Source organism: Paenibacillus sp. sgz302114, from assembly GCF_056120345.1.
Window position 1 is genome coordinate 277484 of record NZ_JBVYOI010000006.1, and the last position, 20861, is coordinate 298344.

The 20861-nt window shown below is 49.8% G+C and carries 18 protein-coding genes; 1 reads left to right on the plus strand and 17 read right to left on the minus strand.

The features are described 5' to 3' along the window. Positions 1-93: 93 nt before the first annotated feature. Positions 94-600, minus strand: coding sequence for a GNAT family N-acetyltransferase (locus AC0LWF_RS17725; RefSeq protein ID WP_474652867.1), 507 nt, complete (start codon positions 598-600; stop codon positions 94-96). A 141-nt stretch (positions 601-741) separates the two neighbouring features. On the opposite strand from AC0LWF_RS17725, the gene AC0LWF_RS17730 reads away from it, so the two are divergent. Continuing rightward, positions 742-1602 carry a LysR family transcriptional regulator gene (locus AC0LWF_RS17730; RefSeq protein ID WP_474652868.1) on the plus strand — a complete coding sequence of 287 codons (861 nt, stop codon included), beginning with the start codon at positions 742-744 and terminating at the stop codon, positions 1600-1602. A 98-nt stretch (positions 1603-1700) separates the two neighbouring features. Here the strand turns inward: AC0LWF_RS17730 and AC0LWF_RS17735 are convergent, their stop codons facing one another. From AC0LWF_RS17735 to AC0LWF_RS17810, 16 genes are all read right to left on the minus strand, one after another. After that, complete coding sequence (locus AC0LWF_RS17735) at positions 1701-7010, minus strand: beta strand repeat-containing protein (protein WP_474652869.1); 5310 nt, start codon at positions 7008-7010, stop codon at positions 1701-1703. 339 nt (positions 7011-7349) lie between these two features. Next, positions 7350-8144, minus strand: coding sequence for an ABC transporter ATP-binding protein (locus AC0LWF_RS17740; RefSeq protein ID WP_474652870.1), 795 nt, complete (start codon positions 8142-8144; stop codon positions 7350-7352). Beyond that, the gene (locus tag AC0LWF_RS17745) at positions 8144-9061 is read right to left on the minus strand and encodes an ABC transporter permease (RefSeq protein WP_474652871.1); all 918 of its coding nucleotides are present in this window, start codon (positions 9059-9061) and stop codon (positions 8144-8146) included. The genes AC0LWF_RS17740 and AC0LWF_RS17745 overlap by 1 nt, the downstream gene beginning before the upstream one ends. Positions 9062-9090: 29 nt before the next feature. Beyond that, a complete protein-coding gene (locus AC0LWF_RS17750) occupies positions 9091-10164 on the minus strand; it encodes an ABC transporter substrate-binding protein (RefSeq protein ID WP_474652872.1) in 1074 nt (357 codons plus the stop codon). A 219-nt stretch (positions 10165-10383) separates the two neighbouring features. Then, positions 10384-10833 carry a Rho termination factor N-terminal domain-containing protein gene (locus AC0LWF_RS17755; RefSeq protein WP_474652873.1) on the minus strand — a complete coding sequence of 150 codons (450 nt, stop codon included), beginning with the start codon at positions 10831-10833 and terminating at the stop codon, positions 10384-10386. A gap of 219 nt (positions 10834-11052) precedes the next feature. Further along, positions 11053-12195, minus strand: coding sequence for a YecA family protein (locus AC0LWF_RS17760; RefSeq protein ID WP_474652874.1), 1143 nt, complete (start codon positions 12193-12195; stop codon positions 11053-11055). A 51-nt stretch (positions 12196-12246) separates the two neighbouring features. After that, positions 12247-12525 carry a cold-shock protein gene (locus AC0LWF_RS17765; protein ID WP_474652875.1) on the minus strand — a complete coding sequence of 93 codons (279 nt, stop codon included), beginning with the start codon at positions 12523-12525 and terminating at the stop codon, positions 12247-12249. Between the two features lie 154 nt (positions 12526-12679). Next, positions 12680-12910, minus strand: coding sequence for a DNA-binding protein (locus AC0LWF_RS17770; protein ID WP_474652876.1), 231 nt, complete (start codon positions 12908-12910; stop codon positions 12680-12682). Between the two features lie 82 nt (positions 12911-12992). Continuing rightward, entirely contained in the window at positions 12993-13892 is a 900-nt protein-coding gene (locus tag AC0LWF_RS17775) for an alpha/beta hydrolase (RefSeq protein ID WP_474652877.1), read from the minus strand. A 103-nt stretch (positions 13893-13995) separates the two neighbouring features. Continuing rightward, entirely contained in the window at positions 13996-14712 is a 717-nt protein-coding gene (locus tag AC0LWF_RS17780; RefSeq protein ID WP_474652878.1) for a GntR family transcriptional regulator, read from the minus strand. Continuing rightward, a complete protein-coding gene (locus AC0LWF_RS17785) occupies positions 14712-15737 on the minus strand; it encodes a sugar kinase (protein WP_474652879.1) in 1026 nt (341 codons plus the stop codon). Before AC0LWF_RS17785 ends, AC0LWF_RS17780 begins: the two co-directional genes overlap by 1 nt. Beyond that, positions 15730-16485 carry a 2-dehydro-3-deoxy-phosphogluconate aldolase gene (gene dagF, locus AC0LWF_RS17790; RefSeq protein WP_474652880.1) on the minus strand — a complete coding sequence of 252 codons (756 nt, stop codon included), beginning with the start codon at positions 16483-16485 and terminating at the stop codon, positions 15730-15732. The genes AC0LWF_RS17785 and dagF overlap by 8 nt, the downstream gene beginning before the upstream one ends. Before the next feature lie 2 nt (positions 16486-16487). After that, the gene (locus tag AC0LWF_RS17795) at positions 16488-17591 is read right to left on the minus strand and encodes a DgaE family pyridoxal phosphate-dependent ammonia lyase (protein WP_474652881.1); all 1104 of its coding nucleotides are present in this window, start codon (positions 17589-17591) and stop codon (positions 16488-16490) included. Beyond that, positions 17569-18675, minus strand: coding sequence for an amidohydrolase/deacetylase family metallohydrolase (locus tag AC0LWF_RS17800; RefSeq protein ID WP_474652905.1), 1107 nt, complete (start codon positions 18673-18675; stop codon positions 17569-17571). The genes AC0LWF_RS17795 and AC0LWF_RS17800 overlap by 23 nt, the downstream gene beginning before the upstream one ends. 203 nt (positions 18676-18878) lie before the next feature. Next, positions 18879-19844, minus strand: a complete 966-nt coding sequence (locus AC0LWF_RS17805; RefSeq protein WP_474652882.1) for a sugar phosphate isomerase/epimerase family protein — start codon at positions 19842-19844, stop codon at positions 18879-18881. Positions 19845-20081: 237 nt separating this feature from the next. Further along, entirely contained in the window at positions 20082-20843 is a 762-nt protein-coding gene (locus tag AC0LWF_RS17810; protein ID WP_474652883.1) for a CPBP family glutamic-type intramembrane protease, read from the minus strand. Positions 20844-20861 lie beyond the last annotated feature (18 nt).

Sequence of the window (20861 nt, forward strand, 5' to 3'; positions counted from 1 at the left end):
TATGGCGGCTCACTCCCATTCTATGAACGCAAATCTATGGGAAACAAAAAATCCACAATCATGTGAGATTGTGGATTCATTGATTGGCGACCTCTATATCATTTTGTAATACAAAATCGTAGCGTCCAGTTCCCCACTAGCTGATCGTGCAAAGCTCGGAATACGCCCTGCCTGAACGTAGCCAAGAGAGGCATACAGCAGATTCGATGGATCCCCTTCTCTTGTGTCGAGCACGAGCAATGAGAGTGCCTCATGCTTCGCCATCTCCTCCGCAGCCTGCATCAGCTGACGCCCGATTCCATTGCGCCGGAAGTCAGGATGTGTCATGAGCTTGGCGATCTCTGCACGGTGATTACCATTCGGCTTCATGCAGAGATGAAGCTGCACGGAGCCTGCTATTCGTCCGTTCATGCGCGCAACGAGCAGGATGACGTCCGGTGCAAGTACTGATGTCCAGTATTGCTTCGCTTCTTGTTCGGTTAGTGGCGGCAAGAAGCCGATTGATGCGCCATCCTCCACCACCGTTACCAGCAGCTCGGACAGTTCCGTTAGGACAGAATCGTTAATGGCATGTACTTGTTCAATTGTGATTGTCGGCATCGTTAACTACTCCTTCACGGCTTATCTTGCCCTTCGATATAGCCATATGATATAGGAGACAGTATCATTTGTATAACGAATAATTCAGGTTGTTATAATTAATAAAACGAATCGTGTTTTGAAAGGAGTTTTAGTAACCCGATGGACTCATCCCAGTTAGAAGCTTTCATAGCCGTCTGCCAAATCCAGAACTTCACCAAAGCCGCCGAGCATCTGCACATCTCCCAATCCGCCGTGACCGCACGTATCAAAGCACTTGAGACTGAGGTCGGCAAAACGCTGTTTCTCCGCGACAACCGCAATGTCAGCCTGACGCAGGCCGGTATCGCCTTCCTCCCCTACGTCGAGCGGATGCTGCGGCTGTATGAAGAGAGTAAGCTGACGCTGTCGGAGCAATTCGAGCATCAGCTTGTCCTGAGCGGGCCTGGCTCGGTGTGGCATTATCGATATCTACCGAAAATACTAGCGTTCCGCAGAACTCATCCCGAGGTAGCTGTGAAGTTCCTTAGCAATATTGATCCCGGCTATATGGTCCGGGATCTACTGCTGGACGGCGTCGTGCACCTCTCTGTCCGGTTCGATCCGCCTGCTCATCCAAAGGTATCCCAGCAGTTGCTCTTCGAGGATCAGATCGTGCTTGTATCCGCTGTAGAACGGACAGTTGCGGTCAACAGGATAGACTTCTTGTCCTCATCTTACTGCCATATCGAGTGGGGCTATCCTTTCCCAGATTGGTTTGCAGGCGTAGTGGACGCTGGCTATGTGCCCGCGCTGCACACAGATCACTCCACCATCTTGCTGACGATGCTGCTCCAGGGTGATTGCTTCGGTTTCCTGCCGCTCTCCATTGCTCAGCCTTATCTTGATACGCAGCAGCTGTTCCAGCTCCACTGCGAGTTCGAGACGCCGACGATAAGAGCGTATGCGCAATATCTCACTGAGCAGCGGGAGCATCCCTCTGTTGGATTAGGGCTTGAAATGTTGACAAATGAAAAGACATGAGTCCGGTACAATACCGAACTCGTACCAAGTCTTATGACATGCATGCAAAAAAAACAGCCGTTCAGGGATGAACTCTGAACGGCTGCTTCTTTTATAAATTACTCTGCGTTATAACTTACTTGTACTTTTGTGCTTTCAGCTTTAGTTCCGTTAGTCACAGACACCCAAATCGTGCTGCCTGCAGCCAGATTTAAGCCAGTAACTTTAATGGATGTACCGCTAGCCCACACTTGTGTTCCAAGTACAGTTGTTCCGTCAGCAGCGTATACTGTTACAGTATCACCAGATGCCACACCAGAGACTCTGACAATATCAGTAGATCCAGTATCATTCAGAACCGCAATTTGAGCCGACGTCGGTGCAACACTGCTTTGATCAGTGTAAGTCACAGCTACGCGAGGACCTTCAATTTTGCCCGAACTCTGAACAGTGATGTATACTTTGCCGCCAGTTGCAACCAGTGCAGATGCTGAACCAAGGTCAATGTCAAGCGGTGATCCGAGCACGCTTGCATCTCCAGAACTTGTTCCGAGCAGTGTACCGCCTGTTGCCGCGGAATATACTCTAAAGACATCTGTAGCTGCAATATTACCAGAAGTGTTCTTAACGGTTACAACGTCATTATTGCTTCCGCCGTTGTTTTTAACTGTGAAATCACCTGCAGTTGGAGTTGCGGACGGTGGCGCAGTTGTGTAAGTGTACGCTGTACGCGTGCTCTCATCCTTACTTGCCTTTGTTACCGTCACGTAGATTATGCCAGCTGTGGTGTTGCTCAGCGTAATACCAGTAGCATTCAGATCAATTGTTACGGAAGTGCCTGCACTTACAGTACCAGTTGCTCCAACTGTACTTGTACTACTATCTGCATAGATTTTGACTACATCGCCAACCGCAAGATTTGCAACTGTCACCGTATCAACGCCAGCACCAGTACCGACGCCATTTGCGTTACTAATGGAAGCTACCGCAGGAGCTTTCGTCACTTGCGACTGATACGAGGCAGCAACACGAGCACTTTCCCGTTCCATTGTACGTTTTACGCTGACATAGACAGAACCGCCTGCATCAGTCAGAGCAAATGTTACGGATGCTTTACCGCTAGTAGGAGTTCCAGATGTGCCTGTACCGCCTGTTGCTGCCGAATACACATAGACAATATCGCCTGGATTCAAGCCATCCACTGTAACTGTATCCGAACCTGTGCCCGAGTTATTCACTACGGTAATGTCACTCAGATCAAGCGCAGTGGATTGTGTTTCTGCGAGATAAGTTTGCGCTGTACGAGCACTTTCCGTTTTGTTCGCTGTTTGAACAGTAACATATACGGAACCACCAGTCGCAACATTTAGATTGCTGTTTCCAATATCAAGTGCAAGCGTAGAGCCTGCTACAAACGTACCTGTCGCAATCGCTGAACCGCCTGTTGCCGCGCTGTACACTTTATAGATATCGCCATCTGTACCGTTCGAAATATTAACAAAGTCATTGTTGGATTCGCCGTTGTTCACAACTGCGATATCACCTGCAGATGGAGCTACTGATTGTGGCGCCTTGATGTAAGCTGCCGCTACTCGAGGCGTGCTCTCATCCTTGTTTGGCTTTGTTACCGTTACGTAGACCGACCCGCTAGCGATGTCGCTCAGCGTAAGAGCTGAAACATTCAGATCAATCGCGACGGCAGTACCAGAAGTTACTGTACCAGTCGCTCCAACTGTAGTAGCTGGATTATTATCTGCATAGACGTTGACTACATCACCAACCGCAAGGTTTGTAACTGTCACTGTATCCGCGCCAGCTGCAGTACCGAAGCCGTTAACAACGGTAATCGTTGATGCTACAGGTGCTTTCGACACTTGCGAAGAATACGTTACAGGAATCAAGGTGCTTTCCAGTTCGTTTGCGCGTTTTACGCTGACACGGACTGTACCGCCTGCATCAGTCAGAGCAAATGGGACTGTAGCCTTGCCGCTAGTAGGAGTTCCAGCTGTACCTGTACCACCTGATGTTCCAGGATACACATAAACAATATCGCCTGGATTCAAGCCATCTACAGTAACTGTATCCGTAACTGTACCCGAGTTATTCACTACTGTAATGTCACTCAGATCAAGTGCTGCGGATTTGGTTTCTGCAATATAAGTCTGCGCTGTTCGAGTACTCTCTGTTTGGTTCGCTTTTTGAACAGCGACATATACAGAACCGCCAGTACCAGCAGTCAGGTTCGCTGTTCCGATATCAATTGCAAGCGTTCCGCTTGCATACGTACCTGTTGCAATCGCTGAACCGCCTGTTAACGCGCTGTACACACTAAAGATGTCGCCAGCTGTTAAATTACCAGAAACGTTCGAAATATTAACAAAGTCATGGTTGGTTTCGCCGTTGTTCACAACCGCGATATCACCTGCAGATGGAGCTGTGGATTGCGGTGCCTTGCTGTAAGTTTTTGCTGTTCGTGCACTCTCTGCCTTATTTGGCTTTGTTACCGTCACGTAAACGATTCCACTAGTAGTAGTGTCGCTGAGGCCAGGAGTTGCAGCAGACAGATTAACGACTACGGATGAACCGGAAGCTACTGTGCCAGTCGCTTCAGCTGTAGTAGCTGAATTATTATCAGCATAGACCTTCACTACGTCGCCGATCTCAAGGCTTGAAACGGTCACCGTATCAAGAGCAGTGCCGTAGCTGTTATTAACAGTTATCGTTGCTGATGTAGGAGCATTCGTAATTTGCGACTGATATGCTACAGCAACACGATTACTTTCTTGCTCCCCTGTACGCTGAATACTGATGTATACCGTACCGCCTGCAGGAGTCAAATCTGGTATTGTAAATTGAGCAGTACCATTAGTAGGAGTTCCGCTTGCAAGTACGGAACCGGTTGTTGCAAAGCCATACACTCTGATTGTATCGCCCGCATTCAGACCTATCACTTTAACGGAATCCGTATTTGTATCCGCGTTATTAGTTACAGTAACGTCAGCCGGATTAAGCACAGTGGACTTCGGCTCTGCAAGATAATCCTTCTTGATGCGTACACTTTCCTTCTTGCCCGCTTTCGTAACGGATACATAAATCGAACCGGCTGTTATACCGAGCAAGTTAGGCTGCGATACTGTCGCAGTTGTTGCCGATGCCAGTACAGCTGCTGATGATACTGCAGTACCGCCTGTAGTTGTTGTGTAGACATTTACAATATCGCCTTCTGCAAGACCTGTTACGGTCACTACGTCAGCAGCTGTATCATAATTGTTCGCAACGGAAATGTTAGTTGCTACCAGAGCAGGGCTCGTGTCGGAGTCAAATGTAACTTTCGTTCTTGTACTCTCCAACCCGCCGTCTCTGAAGACGCTGACATAGACAGAGCCTGCTGCAGAACCGATGTCATCTGCAGTAGCCGTTGAAAGAGTTGCAGTAGCAGTGGTTTGACCAGTTAGTACTGTACTCGTACCAATAACAGTACCTGCGGTAGAAACTTTATACACATTAATTACGTCGCCCGTAACCAGGTTGCTGACAACTACTGTATCAGCAGTTCCGTTGTTATTGTTGACTTTGACATCTGTCGCAAGAAGCGGAGCAGATACCGATTGAGCAAGGTATGCTTTTGCAGTACGCGCGCTCTCGCCTTTGCCCACTTTCGTTACCGAAACATAAGCTGTGCCGGCTGTATTCTTCAACGCAGTAGTCAAGAGTACTGTCACATCTGTGTCACCAGAATCAACAGTGTCTTCACCAATCTTATTTCCGAGCGTTGCTGCGTCATACACCGTTACTTTGTCACCTTCAACAAGTCCGTATGCTGAAGTGCTGCTCACACTCACCGTGTCGTCAACGCCAGTTTTGTTATTGACAATTGCAATATTCGCTGCAGGCGGGGCAATACTTACCTCCGCTGTATATGGCTTTGCTACTCTCGGGCTTTCAAGCTCGTTCGACTTTAGCACGCTCACATAAATGCTACCCGTTCCAGCGAGCAAATTGGCCGTACCAATGTCCACAGTAGCTGTACCACTGACTTCAGAAGTACCGCCCGCATTGATAGCTGCGCCTGTTGCGGCTTTATATACAAATACTTTGGCACCAGATGGCAAACCTGTTACAACAACAGTGTCATTAATCGTTTTATTGTTGTTAACTGTAATTTGAGTAAGATCAAGCTTAACGGATTGCGGTTCTGTTAGGTATGTCTTTGCGACACGTGTGCTTGGTTTTTTGTCTTTTCTCGTTACCTCGACATAGACCGTGCCACCAATCGGATTCAGCGCATCTGTCAAGGTTGCATTCACCTCTGTTGTTCCCGAGAGAACAACATTGTCAGTTATCGCATACTTAGTTCCGGCTGTTGAAGCAGTGTATAAATTAATTTCGTCGCCTTCACTGAGACCTGTTACTGTCACAGTGTCAAGTTGACCTGTTGGTTTATTATTGATTCCAACGATATTCGTTGTACCAAGCGGCTGGCTCGTCTCGGACGTATATGCCTTGACTGTTCTTCCGCTTTCTGTCTTGCCAGGAGCTTCCTTCACGCTGACATACAGGCTGCCGCCTGTCGCGGTTAGATTTGTAGTTCCCAAATCAAATGTCGCTACGCCGCCACTTTCAGCGATTGGCGTAGAATTGATAGCAGCTCCCGTTGAAGCTTTATACACATTAATAGTAGCTCCAGATGGCAAGCCAGATACAATAATTTCGTCATTTGCACCATATTTATTGTTAATCGTAATTGCGTCTGCGCCTAGAACGTTAGATGCGGTAGAAGGCAAATATGTTTTTGTAAGCTTCGAACTTTCCAGCTTATCTTTTCTTGCAACCGAAATTTGGAAGCTTCCCCCTGCCGCCTTCAACAGATCGGTGCCGAGTACAGTTACAGTGCCCGTTCCAGTTCCAGACACCGATGCTGTCGCACTCGCGACTTTCTCACCGTATACCGTTACCGTATCGCCATCATAAAGACCTGAAACGGTTACGGCGTCGGTTCCGCCAGCATCATTGTTGATAATATTCGTAATTGCAGTTGCCGCCAGAGCTACGGACGTTTCGGACGTATACGCACTGGCAACACGAGCGGCGCCATTGACCGAAATGTACACAGAACCAGCACCGCTGCTAATTTGAGGAATTTCAATAACGACTGTGGAATCCGCAGCGGTAGCTTCACCTAGCAGCGTACCTCCTGTTGAAGCGGAGTACACCTTGATATCGTCGCCCACGTTAACTTGTTTGATTGTTACCGTATCTGAAGTACCAAATTTTTTGTTCACGACGGTAATGTCTGCTGCTGTCGCTGCAAACCCGACTGCCGGGCTTATAGCGGATAATACTAGTGTAGCGCTGATCAAACCTGCAGCAAGTTTTGTATACTTGCGCTTAGCTTGAGGCTGCACTTTCGACCTAGCTTTAAGCTTCATGAATGTTCCCTCCACTGAATGAGTTAGTAGCTTTATACTAGTTCTATCGGATATATCTGCCATATTGTTTAGTTTTCTTTCAAAGTTTTTGCGAGAATTTTAGTTCTTTTGAAACATATTGTCTAAAGCCCCCGCTTCATATGACTTGAATATAGTCCGTACCTATCTGATTCATCGCCATAATACGACAAAAAGCGCCTAAACGGCGCTCTCCATATTTGGCTTGTATATTGAAGAAAGCTCTTAATTTCTACCTGTGTGAACAGTGTTATTAGTAGAGAAAAAAAAACAGCTGCCTGAATCATTCGGCAGCTGTTTTGTTACTACACTCCTACTTTATTATCCAAACACAACACGATCATCCGCCATCTTATGACCGCTGATGTTCTCGAATTCACGCAGCAGCTGCTCGACCGTTAGGTCTTTCTTGCGCTCCTCATCAATATCGAGGATGATTCGGCCTTTATCCATCATGATCAGTCTGTTGCCAAGTCGAATCGCTTGCTCCATGTTATGAGTGACCATTAAGGTCGTCAACTTCATTTCACGTACGATGCTCTCCGTGAGGCGCGTTATGAGCTCGGCTCTAGCCGGGTCAAGCGCCGCGGTATGCTCGTCCAGCAGCAGGATCTGCGGCTCGGTGAACGTCGCCATGAGCAGGCTTAGCGCTTGGCGCTCCCCGCCGGACAGCTGGCCAACCTTGGCACGCAGCCGCGTATCAAGGCCGATCCCCAGCTTCTTCAGCTGTTCCTGGAAGAATGCACGCTTCGCACGAGTGATACCAAAGCTTAGTCCGCGCTTCTTGCCTCTTACATACGCAATTGCCAAGTTCTCCTCGATCGTCAGATGCGGGGCAGTACCCGCCATCGGATCTTGGAAGACGCGGCCGATCCAGCGGCCTCGCTTGTACTCTGGCAAATCTGACACTACATTACCGTCGATGCGCACATCACCCGAATCCGGAGATACGACACCGGAAATGATATTCATCAGCGTCGATTTCCCAGCGCCGTTACTGCCGATTACCGTTACGAAATCGCCCGGCTTCAGAGTCAGATTAATGCCGAGAAGCGCAGCCTTCTCATCCGGCGTCCCCGGGAAGAAGAGCTTGGACACCTTGGATAGCTCCAGCATTAACGCTCACCTCCCGCAGCCGCAAACATGTCGGCCAGTTCTGCAGAACGTTTGCGCGCCGCATGCTTCTGCTTCCAAGACCGCTGAGCGGTTGGAATGATAAGCGCTACGATAACGATAACCGCAGTAATGATCTTCAGATCTGACGCATCCAGCCAGTCGACCTGAAGCGCCAACGCAACGACAATTCGGTATACGGCCGAACCAAGAACAGCGGCCAGTGTCGCCAACAGAATCGTTCTTGCGCCTAGAATCGCTTCCCCGATAATGACGGAAGCAAGACCGATCACGATCATCCCGATTCCCATCGAATTGTCTGCGTAGCCTGCTTGCTGGGCAACGAGTGCGCCGGATAGTGCAACGAGGCCGTTCGATAAGCCGATGCCAAGAATAATCGTATTATCGGTATGCGCGCCGAAGCTGCGGATCATTCTCGCATTATCGCCAGTCGCCCGCAGCGCCAGTCCAAGGTCTGTCTTAAGGAACAGATTCAGCAGCGCTAGGATAAGGATTACGGCAATGATCATAAACGTTAGAATGGAAAGCGAACTAAATATCGTATCCTGACCGAGCAGCGAGATGTTCGGACGGCCCATAATCCGGAGATTAATGGAATAGAGCGCGATCATCATCAGAATACCGGACAACAGCCCGTTAATCCGGCCTTTCGTATGCAGCAAGCCAGTGACGATCCCTGCCGCACAGCCGCCGAGACAGGCAACGATTGTTGCAATCCAAGGCGATGCTCCGTGGGCAATCATCGTCGCGGCGATGGCGCCCCCCGTTGTGAAGCTCCCATCCACCGTTAGATCGGGAAAATCAAGAATGCGAAACGTGATGTATACGCCGAGGGCCATCAGCGCGTATAGCAAGCCTAGCTCAATGGCCCCTGGCATGGAATGGATGATAGCATGCATGATGAACCTCCGATTACTGGATTACTGGATTACTGAATAATGTTTTGAGCTTGATCCTGAACAGCTTTCTTCATGTCGTCTGTCACTGTGATACCAAGAGCTTCAGCCGCTTTCAGGTTGAGGATCAGATCCAGCTTCTCCTGCATACTTACTTTCAGGTCGCCCACTTTTTTGCCGTTCTTGAGCACTTCCGCAGCCATCTGGCCAACTTGATAGCCGTGATCGTAATATTTGAAGCCCACTGTTGCAAAAGCACCCTTCTCTACCGTATCGCGGTCAGAGGAGAAGAACGGAATTTTATTCTTTTGTGCCACTTGAATAATCGAATCTACGCCGCTTACAACCATGTTGTCGAGCGTAATGTAGAGTGCATCGGCACGACCGACTAGCGATTCTGCCGCTTGCTTCACTTCAGAAGTGTTCGTTACAGCCGCTCTAACGAGCTTGATGCCATGCTTGGACAGCTCATCTTCAGCCATCTTAGCCATCACGACCGCGTTCTCTTCACCTTCATTAATGACAACGCCGACCGTCTTCACATTCGGGAAGTTCGCTGCGATAAAGTCTACCAGCTGCGTTGTTGCCGCAGGGTTTGTATCCGATGCGCCAGAGACGTTGCCGCCTGGTTGATCCAGGTTGCTTACGATCTTCGCGCTAAGCGGATCGGTAACTGCTGCGAACAGCACCGGCGTGTCCTTAACTTGCTGTACCACTGCTTGCGCCGATGGCGTTGCAATTGCAAGGACAAGGTCATTCTTCTCCGCCGCGATCTTCTGAGCGATCGACAGGTTGTTCGACGAGTCGCCTTGCGCGTTGTTGAAGTCAACGGTCAAGTTCTTGCCTTCTTCAATGCCAGCGTCTTTAAGCGCCGCTAGGAAGCCTTCGCGAGTCGCATCAAGAGATGGGTGCTCGACGATTTGGGAAATTGCGATTTTGTACGATTTTTCCGCCGGTGTTTCTGTGTCGCCTGCATTCGAGCTAGCATTAGCTGTTGTGTTGTTTCCAGCCGCAGCTGCGTTGTTTGTCTCTTCTTTCTTGCTGCCACAACCTACAATCAGTAGAACGATAGAACATACGAGCACTAATAAAGACCATTTTCTCATAACGGTATTTCCCCTCTCGTTGTGTAAAGCATTACATTTGTTCTGAAAAACTGCGACGCTTTATCACCAAACAGCAACAAAGCGTGAATCTAGCAGAATCCCCTGAGAACGCTAACATGCTTTTTATCTATATTAAGAGGTGTTCACAAGTTCGTCAATTGTTTAAAAAATTAACGAAGACCACACCCGATCCGGATGCGGTCTTCACGCGTGCTTCGTTTACAAGCAGCATTTCTTATATTTCTTCCCGCTTCCGCACGGGCAAGGCTCGTTTCTGCCAATCTTGACAGACGTAACCGGGCGGCGAGGCGCTGTGATCGTTCTCTGGTAGGAAGCGCGAATCGGGCTTGTAACGCTTGCTGCAGCCGTTTGTGCTTGCGCTGTAGCCTGCGGAGCTTCAGGCTTCGCTTCTGGTGCCGAAGGGGCTTCAGGCGCTTGTGCGTCCGTGCCGCTGAGCAATTCCCGGATCTCCTCCGGCATGTCAGGGTGCTGCAGACTCGTTTGCGGGAAATCAGCTTCTGTAAGGAGTTGAACGAGTGCGTCCGCGAGCTCCTGCTTCTTCAGCTTCGAACGGCCAGCTAGCTCACATGCAGCAGCAATTTGGTTCAAACGCTCTTTGGTCAGAGCCGACAAAATATCGCGAAGTTGCGTTGTTTTTGCTAAATCCATGATGTTAGACCCTTTCTATCCGTCAAGGCAAATGACTTCATAACCAAGTTATTTTACCATATTTCGCGATATAAGCCTATCCCAATCCTAACAAAAGGATGACTTTACCTATTCTTCATTCCTAATGCCCTATAAAAGAAATTCAAAGGGGCTGTTCCAAAAGTTATCTATGATAACTTTTGAGACAGCCCCCTTCACGGCTGAAGCGAATACTCGCCGTTACAAACAGCACTTTTTATGTTTTTTTCCGCTGCCGCATGGACATGGTTCGTTTCTACCGATTTTCGAGGAAGCCGCAGGGAATTGAACGATATTGCTGCCACTCGCACCCTGAACCGGACTCGGGCTTAGCTCTTCAGGCGTAAAGCCGCGATTGGACCACATTCTCGTCGTATTAAACACTTGAATAACCAGCGGCATGATCTCCTCTGCCTGCTTCTTGCTCAAGCGAATTTTACGTAAATCAAACTCTTCCATGATAACGCTAAGAGGCTCTTCCATCGAGCATGCAAGTTGGATATCATCCATGAGCGCTGCAGCCAGCTGCTCGACTTTGCCTAGCTTCAGCATGATATAGCTCTTCAATGCTTCCAGCTGAGGCGTCATCTCGAAATAATCGATATCTGCATAACGCAATAGCTCTTCTTTTGGAGGAATGTAATAAGGTCTGTCCTTCACGCTCTCCAAGAACGCTTCATAATCGTCCAGACTCTCACCATCTAAGCCATCGCTAAATAGAAATCCGCGTTGAACATCCCAGGTCAGCACCTTATCCGTGACGGATGAATAAACCCGATTGACCTGCTCCTCCGTCAAGCTGACGTCGTTCTGATCGTTAATAATCTCAATGAGCTTCTGCACAGGGCAGATCCCATATAAGTTAGCGGCAGCTTCCGTATACTGCAATACTAGCCTGCTTACACTGCGTTCATTCTTAAAAGATTTCTGATCCAACGTCTTGTAAGCGACCTTGACTTCCTCCGGCATGACGAAGAACAGTTTGTCCTGTTCCATGAAGCTGAACACCAAGCCTTTATCCATCATGAATAAATAGGCATCCGCAAATATCGCGTTGTCTTGAACGTAAGGAACACCGAGAAGACGGTTCACAAGCTCCCATTCCTGCGTCTCCGCTGATAGGAAAGCCGTCCGTACTTCAATTACATTCGTAATCCGCTCGAAAAGCGCCTCCACGAGCTCTTGCTTCTTCAGCTTTGAGCGACCCGCAAGTGCGCAATTGGCAGCAATGAAATTAAGCCGATCTTTTGTGAGCTGTGAAAGAATATCCTTCAAGCTAGTTACAACCGGGCCTTTGATCGCGTTATTAATATTCAGCTGTAGCATCTCTTCTTTTAAATCCATACCTGTACTCCTTTTACCTATCATACGAAGTCAAACATGTATCAGACGATGTTACTCAGTCGTTGTATTCTTTATTTTCAAATTCTTTACCGCTGCCTTACGGTCAAGCCCCGAATCAAACAAAACCGGGAGCTCTTTCATGCTAGTGACCATGGGAGACATGCATTGCGCGCACGTTGGCACGTCCTCAAATGAATAGCCCTTCCTCATCCAGCCGTTGCAGCCCTCTTTTGCACACTTCCAAATGGCTGTCATTTCGGTTGGATAATCCTCTGGGGGTCTCTTACGGGAAAAATACATGAGCAAGCCCTCCTTCAATTTATGCTTCATAAAAAAAGCCACATATCAAAAAAGGAAGCATCGCAACCTTTTCGGCATGTGACATTACGTCATTACGTCTACTATACGTGAATTAAATCATAACACATTTTGGCTCAATTAGCGAAACCATATTATTCATGGAGCTTCTAACATCCATGCAATGCTATCTCTTCAGACGAAGGATTCCATCAATTTCACTTTTCAACAACAGGTAACGATGCGCACTTCTCATAATGGAAACTTTAGTTAGTTTATTCTTTTCTACGTAGATCTTCATTTGATCCTTGGAGAGGCCTAAGGCACTTCCAGCTTCCGTTACAGTTAACACTACTTCATTGCTGGTCGCATTAAAAGTTTCTTTCGCCTTCAGATTGTAGTCCTTAAAACTTTGCATATCAGGCATCCTCTTCCACCACTTTAATTGTTCCGAATACTTTATTATAGCACGAACTCAAACAGATACATAATACTCCGGGCTATCGCTTTGAGCCAACATCGCCAGAATAGAACTTCAAGTAATCCTCGAAGTGCTCCGACCAATAGGATACGGAATGGTAACCGGGACTGGTATGCCACTCCACTTGTACATTTTTACTTTTTAATAACGTGTATAGTTTCTCATCCACTGCTGCAAGTTGATCATTTTCTCCCGCATCTAAGTATATACGAACATTGTTCAGATCTTGGCTGACAGCAAGCTTGAAGGGGTCCCGTTGATCTCTTAATGCTGGCGTTGGGTAAAGCCAGTCCCGCTGATCAATATATTGATCATTGTCCGTGTAATCCCAAATCGCTGCGCTGTGACCGCCAATCTTGCTGAATAGATCGGTGTGATTGAACCCGAGATAAAGAGCTGCATACCCGCCCATCGAGAACCCGGCAACATAGCGCCCTTCCCGCGAGGCTTTTGTACTGTAATTCGTATCCACGTAAGGAATGACTTCTTTTACTAAATAGTCCTCATAGCTGCCTTCATCTACGTTGCCCGGATTTATGCCTTGCCCGGGGACGGTGTTTACCGCAAAGCTGTTTCCGTAATCGGGAGAAACAATAATTAATGGCGCGATTTCTTTATTATTAATAAGACGGTCGGCAATTTGATCGAGCTCCATACTGTCAAAAACATAACCTCGACTTCCTCCATAACCATAAAGCATGTAGACCACCGGGTATTTCAGCTTCGGATTATAGCCTGGCGGAGTATAGACATCGAAGCTCATATTACTCCCCAAAGCGTTGCTGTAAATTTCGATGTCGTCGATGTTGGAAGAAGCCACAACGTTATTATTCCCCTTCTCGCTTGAAGAACATCCGCTTAATGTCAATCCGATTATGAGCAGCAAACAACAGGTAAACAGCCTATTGCTTCTTCGCATGGTAAACAGCTCCTTTGCTCGGGATTAGGAATTAATTCCAGTGTAGCAGACAAACGCATACACAAACATCCCTCCTTCACAGGTGAAAGAGGGATGTCTTCGCTCAGACGTCGTAATTGACGACGTATTGATGACGCTCGGTATGGTAGTAACCTTCACTATATTCGATCAATTCCCCGCTCTCGTCGTACGCATAACGCGAACGTTTGAGAAGCGGTGTTCCTGCCTCGATTCGCAAAGCGGCCAAAACAGAAGCAGGCGCAGTGGCAGCGACGGTAAATTCATCCCGGTACTTGCCAAGCGACACATCCTGTTCTTCCAGCAAATCATAGAGCGACTGCTCGCTCAAGTCCGGCAACTCGAGCGGCGCAGCACGGCTCGACAGGTAGTGCGTGTAATGAATGTACGGCTCGTCGTTCAAATAATACAATCTCTCGATGTGTAGACACCGTTCGCCGAACATTCGGTATGCCACCGATCCCGCTTCATTCGGAGTGTTCTCTGCGACAAGAAGCTGCTTGCGAATCCGATGGCCTTCTTCCACTAGCACCTCTGTAAAACGCTTCAGCTTGGACAGTTTGGACGATGATGTATTTCGGATGACCTTCGTGCCTTTCCCGCTGCCCGTCTCCACATAACCATCCCGCGCCAGTTCCTTTATTGCTCCCCGCACCGTGACTTTGCTGACGCTAAATTCTTGTTCAAGCTGCGGCTCCGTCGGTATGTTCGTTCCGAGAGGGTAGACGCCGTGCAGGATCCGGTCCTTTACGATGTTCGCGATTTGCACGTACAGCGGCTTCTTGCTGCGCGATAGCTTCATTACCGAATCACGTCTCCATTCGCATCCTTCATGGCTAGCACAATTTCTCCCTCGCTCGACATCGGCGTGTCTCCTGACACCGTATGTGCAAGCATCGCTGCGGCGGCCGCGAATCGAACCGTCCGTGCCGGCTCGAAGGCAGAGAGCTCGCCATGTATAATACCGCTGGCAAACGCGTCTCCTGCTCCAATCCGGTCATACACCGCGAACGTACGAGGCTCTGCTAAAGAGAAGCTGCCGTTCTTATACATGAACCCGAGCAGCGAGTGCTTGTTATCGCCATGAATGGTCCGATGCGTGCCCGCGATTACGGAAATGCCGTATTGGCTTGCCACTGCTGGCATCAGCTCCGTTAGCTGTTCGAGGCGATCCATCTTGTCCGTCGTCATACCGAGGATGTGGATCATATCCCGCTCGTTCATCATGACGATGTCCGCGAGCGCAAGCATCTGCTCATAGTGGTGTTTCGCTTTCGCGTACCCACCTTCGCCCCAATGGCCCGGCCGATAATTGCAGTCGAAGACAACCGTGCCGCCTCTTGCTTTTATCGCGTTCGCCAGCCGTAGCATATGCCCCCTGACAGCATCGTTCATAGCCAAAGTAATCCCGCAAAAATGAATCAAATCGATACCAGCGGCGATCACATCATAATCGTAAGCGTCTGACGGAGCCGTGTTAAAGCTGCTCTCCTGCCGGTTGGAATACGTGACCCGGCCCGGCCTAGCGCCGAACCCGTTCTCGAGGAAGTACATGCCGAGATAATGCCCACCACGGACTGCGCGATCCGGCGATAGACCCAGCTTCCTCAGATTTGCCACCGCGGCGTCTCCGAGAGAGTTGTCCGGCAGCCTTGTGATGAGGAAGCTTTCATGACCAAATCGAGCAAGCGCCGCGCCTACATTCACGCCGGTGCCAGAGAACGAATAGCGCAAGCTGTCAGCCTGTGACAATAATTCGTACCCGGGCACCTGCAGACGCATCATGACTTCGCCGAACGCGGCGACGCGTACACGGCGGTTAGCCATGGCGGTCGACCAGCTTCTTCATGATATCCAGAAGCACGCGCACGTCCTGGACATTCGTCCTGCCGGTCGCCTTGTCCACAATAGACGAATAGACATGCGGGATGACTTGCGGCACGCCTGCTTCAAGCGAAATGCGCAGAATCGGTTCGAAATTGTCCATGTCGATCCCACCCGTCGGCTCGAGGGCGAACCCTTCTTCCCCGCAAGCCTTCGCCACAGCACGCAGCTCATCCTCACGGGCTAAGCCGTTCATCGGGAAATATTTGAGTGCATTGCCGCCCATATCGCGCACGAGCGCAATCGCCGTCTTCACAGGCACGATAGCCTGCTCCGGCTGCGCCGCGCTGACGGGCCCCGTCGAAATATTCACGTACCCAGCCTGTCCCGTAGGAGAAACAAGGCTGTTAATCCAACTGTCCCGCTCACCCAGATTCGCCCGAGTAGCGCCAACAGCGGGGAAAACCTGGTTGATATGCGTGCCGGGGTAATGCTTCACAATCTGCGCGACAACGGCTGCCTGCCGATTGTCTCCGGCGCCGAGTCCGATCGAGACCGCGTCATCGATCGCTTCGCCAATCTGCTTCATCGCGGTGACAGCCGCTTCTACAGTCGGATAGTCCTTCGAGAGAACGCCGACGAGCACAAAGCCCTCTGCGGCATCGAATACCTCTTTTGCGTTCTCCAAGCTGCTTGCCAATACATTCAAAGCTGCACGGCCTTTATATAATCGTTTGGTTATGTTGGACATGTTTATTTGCCTCCTGTAAGCGTACGAATTCGAGCCGCAATGACGTCGATGTCATCGCCAAGAAGCGGGCGCGGATCGATGTCGAAGTAGCCTTGCTTCACGCCATAATCGCGTGTATAAATAGCGATGTCGCCGCCCTGCAGTCCATCATTGACAGCCTTGGCCGTGGTTCCCGCAAGCAGCGGATCTATCTGGATACGAGCACGGAATATCGCGCGGCCCGCTTCATCTTGAACGATCGTCACTTTGACACCTGGCTGCTCGTTCAGTGGCAAAAGTACTTGCAGGGACGCTTTCTCCTGCTCGCTGTTATCCTTCTTCACCGTATACTCGTCGAGCGCTTGAAGCAGCCCGAACGAGGCTTCTTTGCCGACCTTCATGCTTCGGCCGATCCCATGCAGCTGCATTTTGACCATCTCGATGTAATTCCGCATGCCTGCGACAATACCGGAGGTCGGCCCTTCGATCGCCTTGGAACCGCTATAAATCGCCAGGTCCGAGAACTTCACGTACTTATAGATATTCTCTTCCGCCGCCGCATCCACAATGAGCGGAATCCCTCTGCGCTGCGCGACAGCATAGGCCTCCTCCACGCCGATCATGTTCTTCTGCACGGCATGGTGGGACTTCACGTACAGAATCGCAGCCGTCCGCTCGCCGATGGCATCCTCGATATGCTCGGCTTTGCCTTCGTTCGCGTAACCAACTTCGACGAGCTTGCCTCCACCGAGGTATACCATCGTTTCGATAGGTGCGCCGTATTGGACATTATGTCCCTTGAGTATAATAATCTCATTTTGGGCTATCGGCTCTTGATGCAGCCGCTCGCTCAGACGCCGGTTCCCCCCCGTAACGATGCCCGCTACCGACAACGCGATGCCGCTTGACGCCGAATTGACAATAACCGCAGCTTCGGAGCCGATCACGCCTGCGATGTAGTCTCCCGCCTTGTCCACAAGATCAGCGATTTCAACATAACGTTGGCCACCTTGCCTCATCGCTTCCATGACCGTATCCGTAGGAGCCGACACGCCGAGAATGCTCATGCGCCCGCTGGCGTTAATCACGCGTTTCAATCCATATTTAGCATTCAATGAACCGCCCATTCGTATAAACCCCTCTCGCTACAATTTGATGTTCGCCTGTGCGCGTCGCTCCCTCGGAATCGACGTATGCGATTCGCTCGTCAGTGACCGAGAATAGTGTCAGATTCGCTCGATCGCCTACCTGAATGCGACCCAGATCCGGTTTGCCCAGCCACTGCGCCGCACTAACCGTCACTGCATCGATCACTTCACTGAGCGAATAACTTAAGGCTAGAAATTTCGACATGACATGCCCCAAGCTGTAAACGGGACCGTTCTGCCGGTTCCCGCGATAAATGTCCGTGCTGATCGTATCGAACCGAATACCGCTCCGCTTCGCAGCCTCCGCTGTCCCGAAGGAGAAGCTGGCTGTTCCGTGTCCTACATCCATTCGCACGCCCCTTGCAACAGCTTCGGTTAATGCGGGAATCGGTCTGCCGTCCTCTTGAAACAAGCGGTTGCTTTTCCCGTTCAAATAATGCGTCACGACATCGCCTCGCGTGAGCAAAGGAAGGATATCTTCGACTTTCGGCGGTGCCGAGCCGATATGGACCATTAATGGCAGACCGCTCGCTTCAGCCAGCTCCCTTGCAATTCGTAAAGGCTCAATGCCGTTCTCTCGAACGACGCTGCCGCTCATTCTGGCCTTCCATCCGACGATGAAGTCCGGGTACATTTGAACTGCCTGCATAGCGAGTTCCCGGTCAAGCCAAGTGAGATCAGAAAGCTCGTCGATCCGCTGCAGCCCAATCTTGGATACGTTCAGCAGCGCAAACACGCTCGTTAGCGCCCCCTTGCGGCTTGCCGCAAAATCGCCGATCCGGTCCGCGCCGCAACTGCCCGCGTCAACAATCACAGTAACGCCCTGCTTAACGCCGATCTCGTCGATCTCATCCCCGTAGGGATCCAATTCAGGAAAAGCGTGAACATGAAGGTCAATCCAACCGCTCGATACGAACAATCCGGAGCAATCCAGCTCCCGGCCACCAGCGGAATTGGAGGTCCCTTTAGCCGCTACTTCGGCTATGACCCCATCCACGATCACGATATCCACTTTCCGGCCGTCCGTGAGCGCTGCCCCTCGCAACACCAAGTTGTCTGTCATCATAAGTCCACCTTAACATTATAACGTTATAATGTTAATTTATATGGATTCGATGGCCGAGTCAACAAACATTATAATGTTTGAATGCAGATCAACTGGACAATCCGACAAACCAACACTATGAGCCAGCGAAATCGTGTATTCATACGCAAAAAGACCGACCTCGTGGGTCGATCTTTTAAATGGTGGTGTCAAAATCGTTGCTAAGTCGAAATTTCTCGACAGTCAGCAGATTGTTGAATCCCGGCAATCAGGAGCCTCATTTCCTCTACCGCTTCTCCAAAATGCGGATACAGTCGGAACTCAATCTCCATATTAACGATCCCCTCGTAGCTGTCAAGCCAGCGGAACACATCCGCGTACGGAATGGCCCCCCAGCCTACCGGCAGATGCAGGTCGCCATAGCCATAAGGCAGATTGCTCATATAGGACCCGGCATCCTTCAGCTTGCCGAAGTTGTCGTGCACATGCAGATGCTTTACAAAAGGCAATGCATTCACTATCGCCTGCTCGAAATCATAGCCGTGGGCAATTGAGGTCAGATAGCAATGGCCGACATCCAGCGTCATACCCACATTGTCCAGACCGATCCGCCGAACGTGCTCGACTACATCCTGCGGACGCAGCCCATAGGTATAATCGCATTTTAAGTCATACCAAATATTGTTCTCTATACCGATTTGAATGCCATGGTGCCTCGCTTTATTCCCAAGCGAACGCAAACGCTCCACATCTTCCTCTAGCAAAATAGCGTACAGCTTCTCACGATACATTTCCCCGTATTTCTTATAATAATCCACGAGATTCTGATCCGTCAGCTGGGCATAAGAGCTATGATACACGATCGTATCGCAGCCTATCGCCGCCGCCAATTCAATCCCCGCCTCGAAACAGAGGAAGTAATCCTCTCCCTTCTCGAGAGACATGAGATTCAATTCGTAAGGCAGGTGCAGCGTATATCCAAGGTGGAATTTATTCAGTACGGCGCGAACGCGTTCAAGACGCTTCGGATTTACTTGTCCGTTGATGACAACGTCAAGTCCATGCATGATCAATTCGGCATAATCGCAGCCAGAATCGGCAATATAGCCTAGATGCTGCTCTAGCACAGCCAAATCGCCGTTTACCATATCAGCATTCAAGCTGATTCCGATTCCTCTATTCTTCATGCTTCTCCCTCATTTCTCGTACAGTTGGCATAGCCCAATGCTTGATCCCTACGACTATTCGCTGCTTGCTTCCACGTTTCCTGCTAAGCTTCTACGATGCCGCGTTACATTGCCGTTCATTATGTGAATTTGAAAAAACAAAGCCCAGTCCTTAATTGGACTGGGTCTCGATTAAATATAACGTCATTTATATTGTCTAACTGCCGCCCGTTTGATCTCTAAGTACCTTCTGACCTATTAAATCAAATTCGCCAGCACAAAGTGGAGCATGAAATCCGCCGTGATGTGGGATATTATCGCGTACTCCAGCCCCTTCCTCCAATATAGCGCGCCAAATCCGAGACCGAGGAAGCTGTTGCCGAACATGATGTACAACGTGACCATAGGTGAAAGCTCTCCATACAACTGCTTCGCGACGGGCAAGTGTCCGCTGGCGAACAACAACGCCGCGAACAAAATCCCGACCACGTAGATCCAGACCGGCACGATACCTGATCTTGCGAACAGCTTCATAAGCCCCCATACAAGTAACGTCATTAAGCCGAGCCGAAGCATGATCTCTTCCGAGATGCCACCCTGGAAAATCGTCGTCACGCCAGCCCACCACGGCACATCAAGCGAATTCGCCAAGTCAGGAAGACGCGGCTCAAAGTAAAATTTCAAGAGGAGTTGAAAGATAATTGTCGCAAGCACACCCCATCCTATGGCATAACCAATTGCGGTCTTGTCCCACTTGGGTTGCGGGGTTCTAAGGATTACGGCACGGATCCAATCCAGCTTTAAACTCGCTTTGCCTGACAAGGAAACGCCGATCAAGCTTGCCAAACATCCGTAGACAAAGAACGACGCAGCACCGGCGACGATCAAGACAGCTGTCGGCGGCGCAATTGCCGCCGGGAGGGATGCCTTCGTCAGAGGGATCGTATACGGAAGCGCGATCAGATACGCAAGGATGGAAATCATGCCTAGCATGAGCGAGATTTTCAATGATTGCTTCAAAGGATCAGCCTTCTTTCT

Bases quoted from the DNA above. Each gene is read 5' to 3' on its own strand.
- AC0LWF_RS17730 (WP_474652868.1), top strand. From the start codon at position 742: ATGGACTCATCCCAGTTAGAAGCTTTCATAGCCGTCTGCCAAATCCAG.
- AC0LWF_RS17740 (WP_474652870.1), bottom strand. From the start codon at position 8,144: ATGCTGGAGCTATCCAAGGTGTCCAAGCTCTTCTTCCCGGGGACGCCG.
- AC0LWF_RS17795 (WP_474652881.1), bottom strand. From the start codon at position 17,591: ATGGGCGGTTCATTGAATGCTAAATATGGATTGAAACGCGTGATTAAC.
- AC0LWF_RS17800 (WP_474652905.1), bottom strand. From the start codon at position 18,675: ATGACAGACAACTTGGTGTTGCGAGGGGCAGCGCTCACGGACGGCCGG.
- AC0LWF_RS17765 (WP_474652875.1), bottom strand. From the start codon at position 12,525: ATGAAGCATAAATTGAAGGAGGGCTTGCTCATGTATTTTTCCCGTAAG.
- AC0LWF_RS17755 (WP_474652873.1), bottom strand. From the start codon at position 10,833: ATGGATTTAGCAAAAACAACGCAACTTCGCGATATTTTGTCGGCTCTG.
- AC0LWF_RS17760 (WP_474652874.1), bottom strand. From the start codon at position 12,195: ATGGATTTAAAAGAAGAGATGCTACAGCTGAATATTAATAACGCGATC.
- AC0LWF_RS17785 (WP_474652879.1), bottom strand. From the start codon at position 15,737: ATGGCTAACCGCCGTGTACGCGTCGCCGCGTTCGGCGAAGTCATGATG.
- AC0LWF_RS17745 (WP_474652871.1), bottom strand. From the start codon at position 9,061: ATGCATGCTATCATCCATTCCATGCCAGGGGCCATTGAGCTAGGCTTG.
- AC0LWF_RS17770 (WP_474652876.1), bottom strand. From the start codon at position 12,910: ATGCAAAGTTTTAAGGACTACAATCTGAAGGCGAAAGAAACTTTTAAT.
- AC0LWF_RS17735 (WP_474652869.1), bottom strand. From the start codon at position 7,010: ATGAAGCTTAAAGCTAGGTCGAAAGTGCAGCCTCAAGCTAAGCGCAAG.
- AC0LWF_RS17725 (WP_474652867.1), bottom strand. From the start codon at position 600: ATGCCGACAATCACAATTGAACAAGTACATGCCATTAACGATTCTGTC.
- AC0LWF_RS17805 (WP_474652882.1), bottom strand. From the start codon at position 19,844: ATGAAGAATAGAGGAATCGGAATCAGCTTGAATGCTGATATGGTAAAC.
- AC0LWF_RS17750 (WP_474652872.1), bottom strand. From the start codon at position 10,164: ATGAGAAAATGGTCTTTATTAGTGCTCGTATGTTCTATCGTTCTACTG.
- AC0LWF_RS17780 (WP_474652878.1), bottom strand. From the start codon at position 14,712: ATGAAGCTATCGCGCAGCAAGAAGCCGCTGTACGTGCAAATCGCGAAC.
- AC0LWF_RS17775 (WP_474652877.1), bottom strand. From the start codon at position 13,892: ATGCGAAGAAGCAATAGGCTGTTTACCTGTTGTTTGCTGCTCATAATC.
- dagF (WP_474652880.1), bottom strand. From the start codon at position 16,485: ATGTCCAACATAACCAAACGATTATATAAAGGCCGTGCAGCTTTGAAT.